The 14,154-nt window shown below is 29.1% G+C and carries 11 protein-coding genes; all 11 read right to left on the bottom strand.

The features are described 5' to 3' along the window. Positions 1–966: a DHH family phosphoesterase gene (locus AC0B4S_RS01945; RefSeq protein ID WP_465101443.1), complete on the bottom strand. Its 966-nt coding sequence runs from the start codon at positions 964–966 to the stop codon at positions 1–3. Further along, the gene (locus AC0B4S_RS01940) at positions 966–1,937 is read right to left on the bottom strand and encodes a DHH family phosphoesterase (RefSeq protein WP_465101442.1); all 972 of its coding nucleotides are present in this window, start codon (positions 1,935–1,937) and stop codon (positions 966–968) included. The genes AC0B4S_RS01945 and AC0B4S_RS01940 overlap by 1 nt, the downstream gene beginning before the upstream one ends. After that, the gene (locus AC0B4S_RS01935) at positions 1,937–3,118 is read right to left on the bottom strand and encodes a hypothetical protein (RefSeq protein WP_465101441.1); all 1,182 of its coding nucleotides are present in this window, start codon (positions 3,116–3,118) and stop codon (positions 1,937–1,939) included. Before AC0B4S_RS01935 ends, AC0B4S_RS01940 begins: the two co-directional genes overlap by 1 nt. 73 nt (positions 3,119–3,191) lie before the next feature. Further along, positions 3,192–5,072 (bottom strand): hypothetical protein, encoded by a 1,881-nt coding sequence (locus AC0B4S_RS01930; protein WP_465101440.1) that lies wholly within the window; start codon positions 5,070–5,072, stop codon positions 3,192–3,194. Between the two features lie 5 nt (positions 5,073–5,077). Continuing rightward, positions 5,078–5,353 (bottom strand): hypothetical protein, encoded by a 276-nt coding sequence (locus AC0B4S_RS01925; protein WP_465101439.1) that lies wholly within the window; start codon positions 5,351–5,353, stop codon positions 5,078–5,080. A 2-nt stretch (positions 5,354–5,355) separates the two neighbouring features. Beyond that, positions 5,356–6,396 (bottom strand): carbohydrate ABC transporter permease, encoded by a 1,041-nt coding sequence (locus AC0B4S_RS01920; protein ID WP_465101438.1) that lies wholly within the window; start codon positions 6,394–6,396, stop codon positions 5,356–5,358. Further along, on the bottom strand, positions 6,344–7,390 hold the full coding sequence (locus AC0B4S_RS01915; protein ID WP_465101437.1) for a carbohydrate ABC transporter permease: 1,047 nt from the start codon (positions 7,388–7,390) through the stop codon (positions 6,344–6,346). The genes AC0B4S_RS01920 and AC0B4S_RS01915 overlap by 53 nt, the downstream gene beginning before the upstream one ends. Next, complete coding sequence (locus AC0B4S_RS01910; protein WP_465101436.1) at positions 7,371–9,461, bottom strand: ATP-binding cassette domain-containing protein; 2,091 nt, start codon at positions 9,459–9,461, stop codon at positions 7,371–7,373. Before AC0B4S_RS01910 ends, AC0B4S_RS01915 begins: the two co-directional genes overlap by 20 nt. Positions 9,462–9,476: 15 nt before the next feature. Then, positions 9,477–10,931, bottom strand: a complete 1,455-nt coding sequence (locus tag AC0B4S_RS01905; protein WP_465101435.1) for a thermonuclease family protein — start codon at positions 10,929–10,931, stop codon at positions 9,477–9,479. 58 nt (positions 10,932–10,989) lie between these two features. Continuing rightward, on the bottom strand, positions 10,990–13,680 hold the full coding sequence (locus AC0B4S_RS01900; RefSeq protein WP_465101434.1) for a P68 family surface lipoprotein: 2,691 nt from the start codon (positions 13,678–13,680) through the stop codon (positions 10,990–10,992). Positions 13,681–13,869: 189 nt separating this feature from the next. Further along, the gene (locus AC0B4S_RS01895) at positions 13,870–14,154 is read right to left on the bottom strand and encodes an antibiotic biosynthesis monooxygenase (protein ID WP_465101433.1); all 285 of its coding nucleotides are present in this window, start codon (positions 14,152–14,154) and stop codon (positions 13,870–13,872) included.

Genomic DNA, 14,154 nt, shown 5'->3' with positions numbered 1-14,154 from the left:
TTATTTACCTTCCCATTTTATAATAGCTTCATTAAGTAATTTTAATACTTCAGGAACTTGATCAAAACTACTTAATGTAATACCAGCTGCATTATCATGACCACCACCATTAAAGTGAGAAGCCACCTCATTAACTAGTGGTCCATTAGATCTTAAACGACCTCTAATTTGTCCATTTTCCATTTGGATAAATAAAGCTCAACATGAATTATCTTCAATGTTTGCTAATTCATTGACATATAATGCTGCTTTTAATGAATCAATTTGATATTTATCTAAAAAATCTTGTCTCATTTCGTAATACAATACACGTCCCTCTTGCTTAAAGTTAGAAAGCATTTCACCGGAAATTTTAATATCTAATAAATTACGTTTGTATAAGTTATGTAAAATTTCATTTGGATGAAAACCATTTTCCATTAAAAAAGCAACTAGTTGATAAGTTCGAGCACTTGTATCTGGGTATAAAAAGCGTCCTGAATCAGTGTTAATTCCTAGATAAATATGCCCTGAAGCTTTTTGGGTTACTTTTCATTTTGCATCATATGCAATTTGTGCAATCATTTCAGCAGCAGCAACAAAATGTTCATCAACATAGTTATATTCATAATCAATATCAGCTTCATTTGGGTGGTGGTCAATTCTTAAACGTGCTGTGGTTCTTTTTTGATATAAAAGTTCAGCATGTTCGATACGATCCCCACTTGAAGCATCAACAACAATTGCTAAAGAATTGTTAAAATCAAGAGAATCAAGTGGGTCATAGTGATAATTCATAAAATCAAAATTATGTTTATTATCACCTATTGTGTAAACTTTTTTATTTGGGTAATTTGTTTTAATTAATTCAGCAAGTCCGGCTTGTGAACCTAAACAATCACCATCAGGGCGAATATGGTGAAAAATAATTATATTATCATATTTTTCAATTGCATCAATGGCAACTTTTGTATTTCCTATTTTCATTATTTGGTTTCTCCTTCTCAATCTTGTATTACTTGGTTTAATGTGTTAATAACATTAGTGATTTGACTGGTATTTTGTAATATGAAGCCTCCCCGGTCAACATGACCTCCGCCTCCATAAGATTTAGCTACCGGAATCATTGATGGTCCGTTTGATCGAATTCTTGCTCTTATAGTTCCATCTTCCTGTAAAATAAATAAAGCTCAACAATTATTATCTTCAATATTTGATAAAACATTTACAAATTGTGAGGCTTGATATGGAGTTAGTGAGTATTGTTCTAGAAATTGATTATCAGCATAAAAATATAGAACTCGCCCAATTTTTCTAAAATTAGATAAAATATGCCCTGCAATTTGTATTTCTGCCAAACTACGTTTATATAAATTACTTAAAATTTTATTGGGATGAAATCCATTTTCCATTAAAAATGCTACTAATTGATATGTCCTTTTGCTCGTATCTGGATTTAAAAATCTGATTGAATCTGTGTTAATTCCTAGATAAATATATTCAGAAGCTTTTTGGGTAACTTTTCATTTTGCATCATATGCAATTTGTGCAATCATTTCAGCTGCTGCCACAAAATGTTCATCAACATAGTTATATTCATAATCAATATCAGCTTCATTCGGATGATGGTCAATTCTTAAACGTGCAGTGGTTCTTTTTTGATATAAAAGTTCAGCATGTTCGATACGATCTCCGCTTGAAGCATCAACAACAATGGATAAAGAATTACTAAAATCAATATTATCAATATTATCAAATTCAAAATTCATAAATGAAAGGTTATTTTTATTATCACCTACCTTATAAACTTTTTTGTCTAGATAATTTGTTTTAATTAATTCCGCAAGCCCTGCTTGCGAACCTAAACAATCACCGTCGGGATTAATATGGTGAAAAATAATTATATTATCATATTTTTCAATTGCATCTATTACAAGTTGTGTGTTTCCTAATTTCACTATTGTTCCTTACTACTTTTTATATATTCATTAATTTGTGTTTTATATATCTCAAAATTATCTTTAACATTCACTATACCATTAAGTGCTTGATACATTTTTTGATAATTTGCTTCTTTTGTGTTTTGTTCAGAAGTTAAATTATTAAACTCTACTTCTTTTAAAAGATTTTTAAATGATCCTTTAAAAGTTGTTTGATTATATGAATTATGGTTAAGATTATACTTAGTTAATTGATCCATTCAAGTAATTATTACTGGAATTTGGTTTTCTAATCTTTTGATTAAGGTTTCATAAATTTCACTTTTTAAAATTGGATTAATCGTTAATGTTTCAAAATAACTTCTTTTAACTAGGTTGATTAAATTTAAATATTTATTATATTCATTATTAAAATAAACATCTCATTCATTAAGTGTATTAATTAAATTGTCAAAATCTTTTAAAACAGTGTTATATTCATTAGAATTAACATTTGTTAAAGATTTCAAACGTTCTTTTGCTAATTTTTCATAATCGCTAACAAACTTTTCGATTTGCCTAAGTTCTTTAGTTGGCTCTTCTAATCCAAAACTATGATACGAAGAATAAATATTTTGTGTAGTTTCAAAATATTTATAAACCTCTGAATTACCTAATTTATCAACTGCTAAAGGCACAGTTTCTAAATAATCACTAATTATTTTAGACTTTGCATATTTTAATCATCAGTTTAAAATACCATGTTGTTTCACTAATTCTTTAAAGGATGAAAATTCCGCCTCACTTAAGCCATGCATAATATAGTATAAATCTAATAATTGTTCAGATTTTATGCCTTTATTTAGATCATTAATCTCATTTTCAGGAATTTTATCCAAAGTTTCTTGAATTTGATTATAAAATGTGCGGTTTGCTTTTATTTGAGCATTTAAGTTATTTCATTGTGCTTCACTAAAATAATATGCTTGTGATCTTTGAGTTTCTAAAAATCCATTTAAAGAACTTACTTTATATTTTAAAATGGGTAAATAATATTGATATCTCGGATTATTTTGGCTTTCAACTTTTTTAAGATAGTCATTCAATTCATTGATGGTTGATTCAGCTCGAGACTGGGAGGTGCAGGCAATTGTTAAAGAAAAAGGGCTAAATAATAATAAGCAACTAAATAATAATGTAAACCTACCTTTTATTTTCATACCTTTTAATTTTACTATATTTTTACTAACTTGTCTAAAAACATAACTATTTTTAATAGTTATGTTTTATTTTTTAAGGTTTAATATGTGCATTATTAACAAAGTGTTCGTCAATAATGTATCCGGTAGCATTGTCACGTATGTATGAATTTACATCTAATAGTGTGTTACGATCTTTTTGTTGATCCATTAATAGTGAAAAAATATCTAAGATATATCATTTGCCATGATCTTCAAATTCAATTCAGTAACTAGCATTATTTTTTGAAATATTTGCAAGCTCGGTGGTTTTGTATCCTTTTATTGCTTGAACTTTATAAACACCATTTAAGAATAATAAATTACTAAATAATTCGGCTAATCCAAAATGTGAGGTTGCTGAATTTTTTATACCTGTATTTAATCTTGACATTACTAATTCAATATCGTTAGCAAAAGGTTTTTTAAGTTCTTCAATTTGTGTTTTTAAGGTTTCATCGTTTGGATTTGCTTTAAGATCACTTAATAAACTTGCTAAATTGACTCTAAAGTTTTCAGCTTCTGTTAGTTGTGGCTTTAAACGATTTATATCTCTTTGTTCCCTACGAATATCGTTGCGCCATTGGTTATTTTGTGCTGTATCACTAGATTTTTCAATTTGAGCTTCTAATGATTTAATATTTTCTTCTTTAAGATCTATTTCAATTTTAAGATTATGTTCTTTTTCTGCTAAAAAGATTTTATCAAGGTTATCATTAACAAATTCTGTTGGATTAAGCAAGAATTGTGAAGCATCAGTATCGTCTAAAGGTTCTGCAAAGATTTTATATGCATCATCTTCTTTTCCCGTTGATGGATTAAGCCCTTTTGCTAAATGAATTGGACCAAACCCAGAACCCATTCCTTGGCTTGAACTTTCAATTAAATCGTCTTTAACAGCATAAGAACTTGAAACATTTCAAAATTCATCTCAAATAGTTTTAACGACTTTTGTTGTTTCTGTTTTCTTAGCTTGTTTACCATGAACATTGTTAACTTTTTCCCATACTTTTTGGAATATAGGAGTAGAAAGTCCGTTGTTAATAATTGCTGGAGAAAATTCAACAATATAGTTTAATGAAACATTATCATAACGTAACATATTCGGCGCTGGATTAAAACTAGATTTGGAGCTAGCATTTTGTTCATGTTTAAACCAGTAGTAATATACTGCTCATGGTGTATCACTCACATAATTTTCTAAAACTTTTTCAACGTCTTGATATATAATGACTTGATCAAAATCACCAAGTGGAATATTATAAACTGTGGCTGATAAAATTGATGATAAACTACTTTTAATAGCTTGCTCATTTTTTGTTGCTGGTGTTTCAACTCCGCCAGCATGATCAACTTTAAGTATCTCACTTAAAGAACGAGTTCCATTATTAACATTATAATATTCATTAATTAAATTAGTTAATGCTTCAAATCTTTCGTCAAAGCTGTTTAAAACTAATTTATTTTGATTAAGTAAAATTTGAATATCTTTAGTATTTTCTTCTGTTTTATCAGAATTATTTGCTAAGTAAGTTTTGTAATTTTGTTCTGTTTGGGTAATTATGGCTTTTAATTGATCATATTTAGTTACGTTTTTAGCAGCGGTTTTGCCATTTAGAATAATTAAATTATTAACTTTAGTTTGTAAATGATTATTATTAACTTCTCACCTTGTTTGTTTAAATCTTAAATTAATACTTGAAAAATTATAGGTTAAGTAATTAGCTTTATAAAGGCTTTCTTCAAATTTGGCTAAGGTTTTATTGTTTGAATCTGCAACGCGAGTTTTATCTAAGAATCCATTATCCCTAGCAAAAGTTTTGGCAAAAATAACGGTATTATCATCGTCATATAAACAAGATACTGCAGTCAACGGAATTAATGAACTTAATAAGGTGCTAGAAAAAATAAATTTAAATTTCTTATTGAATCTCATGATAATTAACTAAACATTTCAACATATTTTCAAGACTTAATCCCAGCATATGAAATTACAAGTCCCATTAGGAAAATAATGCATGCAAATGCCAAACCTCCTATAGTGTATGAACGAGCAAAATTATATGTATCGATAATTTTTTGATCAAGTGTTACTGTTTCATGTAATTCAAGCACATTGCTTAAACTTGCTAAAAAGATTGCTAATGCAATGATTGCAATAAATGCTAAAACTGTAACTATTGACCATGTAATAACTTTTCTTTTGTATCCTTGCATATTTATCCTTTAATTGTAGAACCTTGTCTACTAATTGCATTCATAATTCTTTTTCTAAATAGTAAGTAAACTACAAACATTGGTAAGATAACAATAATAGCTGCTGCCATTCTAATATTAAGCTGTACGTTAGCTCCGGAAGAAGAATCTCTTTCATCTAAACCAGCTTTAAATAATCAAATTGAGATCAATTGTCAATCCTTATTATCACTATTAACAATAGAAGGTCATAAATATGAGTTTCATGAAGCTAAAGAAGTTAAAATAACAATGGTTAAAGTTGTTGGCACAACCATTGGAAAAGCAACTTTAAATAAGTATTTCAATCCTCCAGCTCCATCAACTAATGAAACTTCTTTAATACGTGCAGGTATTGCTTCAAAAGCATTTTTGTACATAACAGTATTAAAAATACTTGCAGAAAATGGTAATACCATTGCTAATAAAATTGTAAATAATGATGAACGAAGGTTTGTTTGAACTACAACTGTATATTGTCCTGATAATAAGGCTACTTCAGGTAAAACTAAAAGAGCTAAAGCAAAGAACCAAATCATACCTTTAAAACGTCAATTTCTTAATGAAAAGGCATATCCCATTAAGAATGTTGTAAAGATTTTAAAGAATACTGATAGTAAAACATTAACAGAAGTAACCATTAATGATTGCCAATATCCCGAACTAATTGCACGATCATAAGTATTTTGCACAACTTCTGATCAAGGCCTGATTTCAAACCCTCCGCTTGCATTTGGATCAGATTGAATGAAGTAAGTTCTTCCTAAAGTAAAGTCTGATGCAAATTTAAAAGTACTTTTTAACCCTTCAGCTTCGTCATCTGCCATTAAGGAAATATTAATCATAAAGATAAATGGGAAGATAATTACTAACCCAAAGAAAGATAGTAACAACAGTTTTAGTAAAACACTGATTGCAACATTAACTAGATTTTTTTCAAGTACTTGAGAAGAAACAATTTCTTGGTTTTTTCTAAGCTTTTTGGCTATTAATAGTTTTTGTAGCTTTAACTTTAACTCAAACATTTCTTTCTCCTAAATTATTTAAGGTTAATTGCACCATAAAGAAACCACCACGAATTACAGATGAATAACTGACTCCAATTATGAATAGTGAAATAGCTGAAGCACCTGCAAGAGCAAAATTACCATTTTTTGTTACTAAGTATACATATAGCATTAAGGTACCACCACCATATGCAAAGGCATTTTCTGGTTTATTACTAAATAATGCTAATGGGAATACTTTTAACCCACCAATAATTCCTAAGGTAATTAGGAAATTGATTGTTCCCTTAATAGACGGCAAGGTGATTTTGAAAAATTGTTTTACTTCACCACAGCCATCTATTGATGCTGATTTATAAAGGTTTTTATCAACACCTAGCATCGCGGTTGTGAAAATTAAGATATTAAATGCTAGTCCACTTCAAATACCATTAATAAACATCGCTAACAAAGCATTAAAGGTAAATTGATCAGCTGTTTCTAGCCATGGGGTTTTTGAACCTAAAACGAGGTTTAAAAGACCATTAGAACTAAAAAGTTGGATAAATGCAGTTGAAACAGCTACGGCATTAGTTATATACGGCAAGAAAAATACGGTTTGCCAAAATCCTTTAGCTCATTTACGATGTAATTTAGCAATAACACTAGAAATTGTTAGTGATATTGCCATTACAAAAGGTAAAACAGCTAGTCCATAAATAAATGAGTTTCTAACCCCTACTGCAAAACGTGGATCTGTGAAGGTGTTAACATAGTTTCTTAAAGTAAGTTCACCATCAGAATTAAATAATGATACTTTAAGGTTTAAAATAAGCGGAACAACGGTGAACATCATAATTAATGCAAAACCAGGTAATAAGAATAATAATGGCAGTCACAACGGTGTTCTACGGTCTAAAATAGAATGTGATAATGCGGCTTTTTTTCTCGCTTGAGTCTTTAAGGACCAATTAAGTAAAAAAGGTAAATTTCTTGAAATAAATAAATGTAGTTTATTGTTGAGAGTATTCATATGCAACTCTTTCTTCAGAAGCAGCATCAAAGATATGTAATTTATTCATTGGTAAATCAAAGTAAATTACATCACCAATTGCATAATTTTCTGAGTTATCTAATAAGAAGTTAATGCGCCCAACATCTTTAATATTAACGACAAGTTTACTTTCTTTTCCAAAGTTTTCTTGCACAACAACTTCACCTTTAAACATATAATCCTCGTGAGCTTTTTTAATAATATAGTCTTCGCTACGTACACCAACATTTAAAGATAAGTTGCTTTTATCTGGTAAACTAATTCCTGCAAATTCTTTGCCAGCAACAAATAACTTGCCGTCCTTAAGTTCAGAAGGTAAAAGCCCCATTTCAGGCATTCCTAAGAAACGTGCCACAAACTGGTTTTTAGGTTTATTGTAAAGTTCAAGTGGTGAACCTAATTGTTGTACTTTTGCAGTTGACATACATACAATAATATCTGAAATTGACATTGCTTCTTCTTGGTCATGGGTAACAAATACAGTAGTAATACCTAAAGATTGTTGAATTTCTCTAATTCATTGGCGAGTCGAAATACGAAGTTTTGCATCTAAGTTTGATAAAGGCTCATCCATTAGTAAAATTTCTGGTTTTTTAACAATTGCCCGTGCAATTGATACACGTTGTTGTTGCCCTCCAGATAACCTGGTTGGTTTCTTTTGTAAGATTTTAACAATTTCAACGCGGTTAGCAACTTCCATAACTTCATTGTGAATTGCTTTTTTAAGTGGAATATCATTTTTAGCAAGTTGTTTTAAAGTTTGTTTTTCTTCATCATTTAAAATTGATGGCCCTTCTCCTTTACGATCTTTTGCTAATTTATTTTTTAGATCATATTTAGTTTCAAATGCTGCAACTAATTCATAAAAATGTTTTTTAGCAACTACTGGTAAGTTTAAGGCATCTTTTTTAAGTTCTAAATATTGTGCATTAGTTTTTAAAGTTTGTTTAAATTCATTTTTAGCTTTTAAATATGCTTCTTGTTTTTGTTTTTTAACAATTGCATATTCGTCAACAATTTCTTTTTGTTTTTGAATAAATTTATAGCGAGTTAAAAGTTTTAAAACTTTTTCTTCTAATTTAACAACTTCTTTACGATCTTTTAAGGTTAATTCGTCTAAATTCACACTCATTAATTCAGCTGAAAAATTATTTAATTTATTCGTATGATCTAAAATTTGCTCATAAGGTAAAGTTTGATATTTAACGTACTCAGGAGCAACATTTTTTAAAATTTCGGCTTCTTTTAGATTTGGTTGCAATAAATTATTACTAAAATCTGAATTATATTTTTCAGTGATACGTTCTAATTTTTCTTTTGAATCTCTACGTAATTTATCGTTAGTTTTTAAAACGTTTTTAGTTAAAAGTGAAATTTTTGAAGTTTCGTGTACACTAGCTAATTTATATTCAGTGTGTGCTTTTTCATAATCTTCAACTAAATAAGCATATTCTTTATTTAATTTATATGGTAAATCTTCAGAAATTAATTCTCATTTATTAAAAGCATCGCGTAATTGTTGTATTTCTGTTTCAGAAGCGCCAAGCTTTTCTAAATATAAGATTCTAATTTCGTTGCGTGCTTTTTCCCGTTTTAAAAAGGTTTTGAACTGCCAGTTAAAGTCGTTTTTAAGTGGAAAGGCAATATTGGCATAAACACTTAAATGTGGATATAGGGCATAGTTTTGGAACACAAACCCTATTTTTCTTTTTTGTGGTGTAAAGTCAGTAACATCTTTCCCTTTAAAAAGGATTTTTCCAGATGTAACTGTTAGTAAACCAGCAATTGCATTTAAAGTTGTTGTTTTTCCTGATCCAGAAGGCCCTAGCAGTGTAACTAATTTACCTTCTGGAATTTGAAAACTAACATTATCAACTGCTAAAGTTTCACCAAAGTCAATATTTAAATTTTTTAATTCAATAGCAGGAACTTCTTCAGTGCTTTTAGAATTAAATTCATTAAAATATTTATCAATTTTAGTTAATGATTCTTCATCTACTTTAACAGCAGTTTCTTTAAATTTATTTAATAATTTTTTAAAGATTATCATTTCTAATCCTTTCGTTTATTTTGTGACATAATCTTTTACAATTGCATTATTACCATTTTTTTCTCAGTAAAATGGATGTCATCTATTATTATTTTTAATTAAATAAATGAACAATGAAGCATCGGCGGGATTATCAAAATAGTTAAAGATTCCTTTGTTATTTTTGATAGCTTCCTCAAAAGCCTGTGCAATTTGTGGGTAAAGATTATATTCATAACTACTTGTATCTTTATTACGCAAGTAGTTTTCTCATACATCATTACTATAAGGCAAGGTATGACCAGAGCGTACTATTTCAGTAATGTAAGAATATTGGTAATTTTGACCAAAGAAGATATCTGCGGTAATCCGATCATATGAATCTTTTCCAGAAACAAATCCTACCATGATGTCATTTTTGAATTTAGGATTGTTTAAAACTTGTTCAGCAAAATTAGTTGCATGCATTGCAAATGAATATTCAAAAGGAGCCGCTGAAACATAGTTTGAACCACTACCGACACCTTTTTCAGGTGTATCGATTCCAGAAAGGCGAATTTTATATGATTCACCTTCTTTAATAATAACACCGCCGCGAATATTCTTAGACTCAAGTGCTATAACTGAAAGTGTATCTCCATCTGACACTGATTCCACTTTAGCTCTAAATGATAAGCCTTTTGGAGTTTCAGATTCAAATGAAATACCAGTTGGTTTAAAATTACTTTCATCAGAGTTAATGCTAAGTTGGTTTAAAAGCGGATTTAATTGAGCTTGCTCAGTTATTTTAACTTCTAAAACACCAAGTCCTAATAAAGCGCTAGATTCAATTTTAGGTTCATAATTAATTGCATAAGCAACACTAACATTACCAATACTTTCAGCTGCATTTTGCTCATCACGAGTTTTGCCTTTAACACCTAATTCTCCTAGTTCAATATTTTTAGAAGTTTGAGTTTTCGTTAAGGTAATTTCACGATTATTAATACTTAGTTTAACTTCTTGAGGAAAACCTGTAATATTTTGAATATTTGTAAAAATCTTATTACCCTGTTTTTGAGGCACTACAATTTTTGCTTTATATGTATCTGTTAAATAACTATTAATTGTTTTATTAATAGCATTTAAAACTTGATTAAATTCATTTTGAATTGTAGAATCAGATAAAGTACCAGATGTTCAAAGTTCGTAAGTATTTTCATCGCGGTTACGTTTAAAACTTATTTTTTCAACGTTTAAAGATAGCTTTGAAGTATCGTTTGTTGATTCAATGACCGATTTAAGGGTAAAAGAACCTATTTGCTGCTCATTTTCTGTTTTTTGGACACTTGGGTTTTCTGCGTTGCCATTACCTGGATTTGGTTCATTATTTGGTGGCAAAGGCGCAGGGACTGGCTGAGGATCCTTAGCAGTACATGATAAAGGTATCATAGTTAATACTCCTAAAGTACCAAGTGTACTCAAAAATGTTTTATATCTCTTTTTTTTCATAGTCTATAAAGGTAATAATAAATATAATTTGTTACCAAATTATATTTATAAGTTTTAATTAACCCTCAATTCCTATTGTAACATCAGTAACGAAATCTTGGAATGTTTTCTTAGTTTGTGCTTTGTTTGAAATTGTTGATTGAGTTGTTTCTCAAGCTGTTGCAATATTCTTTCTAAAGGCATCAGATTTTGAACCAGCAGGTTCTTCAAAAATTACATAATCTACTTCTTTAGAAGATTTAACAAATTCATCGTAAGCGATTTTTAGATATTGATTAGTACCATAAATTTTTGAAGCATTTGTTGCATTACTTTCTAAGTCTTTAACAGCAGAAATGTATCCAGCTGATTTTTGTAATTCAACTAAAGCAGTATTATTAGTTGTTCCGATTGTTTGAGCTGAAGTCATTAACCATTTAACAAATGCTCTGGTAGCTGCTTCATCTTCATCATTTGATTTAATACCAATTAAGCTTGGACCTTGTACATATAATACTTTCTTTGCATTATCTTCATTTCATTTTGAAGGAGTTGGTAATGAAACTAGTTCAGTTTCATTTAATAAATTAGTATCAGATAATGATTCAACAGTGTGTCCTTCAATAGATGGGCTTGCTTTAAGTGTTAATTTTTTATCATTTAAAACATCTAAAAATGCATATACTACATATTCAGTGTTATTACCGTCTAGTTTGGTCATCATGTATTTTTTCACTTTATCAGTTTGTGAAGTTGCAAGTTCATTTAATTTATCAGTGTAATCTTTTATTTTACCACTTTGGGTATCAGAAACTTTGAAGAATAAGTTTAAAGTTGTTTTAGCTTTTGAGTATAGATCCCTAATTATAGTATCATCATTAGCTGTTTTAGCTTTATAATCATAACGCTGAGCTTTTGAAGTATCTTTTAAAGTTGAAGGGTAAATTACGTTTTTGTAACTTGAAAAGTATGCAATACCATCAGGGTATTTAGTATTTTGATCATTAAATTCAAAAGCAGTATTTGATGATAATTCAGTTGTATAACCAGTAGAAGTATGTTTTAAATTAGTAATTGCAGTTCCTGCTTTTTTAAAATTATATGAATAACCAGCAGTTGAACCAATTGAGAAGGCAACTTGGTGCTTAGTTTGATCATTTGATGCATATTGTCCAGATGGATAAGCATAAATTGCACCTTTTTCCATTGCTTCACTAAATTTAGTAAAGATTTCTTGTGATTTAATGTATGAAGCACTATTGTTGTTTTTAATTGCATTAAACTCAACTTTAGTTCTTCCTCCACTCACTGAAACAGTTTGTAGCATATTAGCTTTTTCACCATCTAAAGCTGAGAATAATGCTTGTTCATAAACTCCAGTCATATCATCAACACCAAATACTTTGACACTAGCATCCACTCCTTTTGCTGAATTAACAAATAAACTTTGCGCAATAGTTGCAAATTCTAATAATTTAGTATATGATTCAAAGATGTTTTTTGATAATTTAAATCCTTCTTTTTTATAAGGTTGTAATACTGTATCTGCAGTTGGAACTTTTTCTCCTCATAAGGTTTTAACAGCTTCTTTATCACCTTCACCTTTTTTAATAATATCCTCAAAGAATTTATCTGATTCATCACTTGTTTCAAATGTAACACCAGCTTCTTTCATAGTGCTTAAGAAATATCCTAAGACTGAAGCATTAATTGATAATACTTGAGTCGATTTTAATAAAGGTAATACATATGTTGATTTTGCAGTAACGTTTTCGATTTCAGAGTTAACGTTTGAAAATCCTGAATCAAATTGAGATAAGTCAGTGTTTAAACCTTCATCTAATGAGTTAAAACTCAATAGCATATCTCCGCTATTTCCTTCTTTTGCTGCTAATTTAGCTGCAACAGTAGAATAGTTTAAAATTAAGTTAAAGAAGTTGTCTCTATCACCTGATGTAAGTGATAAGTTAACATTTTTAGCTCCCGCAGGGTATCCTGAACCAATGTTCTTTTGAACAACTTTTTTAGCTTTTGGTGAAATACCAAGTTTTTTGTACTCAGCATCTTTTTGATCTTGAGTTAAAGAGGCATTATTTTTAACTTTGATCATTTCATCAACTAATTTATTGTATTCACTAATAATTGTATTAATAGATTTAAATTGTGCTCCAGTTTCAGAGAAAGTTGTTGCTAAGACAATTTCACTCTTTGTATTTTGTTGGAATAATCTATTTTTAGACGTAGATGCTTTTAATCTTTCAAAGTAACCAGGGTTGGCTTTGTTGATTTCTGCTTTAATATTGTCTTCAACAGTATCTAAAGCTTCATCATTTGTACCTGATGTAATACTTTGTTTTAATGCTTCACGTTTATCTTCTGGTGCGAAGTTAACATAAACATTTAGTTCCTCTTTACGAGCTCTTATTTCTTCAGAATCAACAGCTGTTGTGCTTGAGCCTGGGTCAGCTTTTAAAGTATCAATTTTAGCTTTTAATTTATCTAAAAGTGTTTTTTGAGTTGTTAAAGATGTTTTAACATCTGCGGCTAAAGCGTTATATGCAGTTAAAGCTGCTGTTACTTTAGTTTCATCTGCTACTGTAACGCTTGTTTCAGTTTTACCTAAAACATCTGCATGATCTTGTTTAAATTTATCTGCAGGTGATGTTTCTGGTTTTGAGTTTGATCCACATGACACTAAGACTGCCATTGGGGTTAAAGAAATTAATCCTGTTCCTAAGGTAAGAACATATTTTCTAAATTTGCTTGACATAATAAAATCTCCAGTTTTATTGAAATTTAATTTATAAATAAGTTAAGTAAGTGTTTAATATTTTAAAAAAAGGAATTAAATTTTAGTGATACTTAGTAACACAATCCTGAAATTCCTACATAAATTATACACTTTTTTATTAATTCCAAAAATTTTTATATAGAAAAGGACAAGATTTTCTTGTCCTTTTTAGCGAGCAATATTTAAATCAAAAATTTCAAAAACTTTCAGTGACATCTTATTTAAAGTTGCTAATTCTTTTTTGAATTCTTCTTGTGATTCAAAATTTTCATAATCTGTTTCTGTTGATCACCTTTGAATAATTAAAATCTTATCACGAGATTCTAACCCATATTCAAAGGATAAATTCTTTTCAAGTTTACGAACTTTTTGTGTTAAGATGTATAAATAATCAACAAACATTTTGGTTTTTTCAGGATTAATTATATATCTAGTTGCTTTTGCGTAAATCAT

Source organism: Mycoplasma sp. 6934 (assembly GCF_055523595.1).
This window is presented reverse-complemented; position numbering and strand designations above follow the sequence as displayed.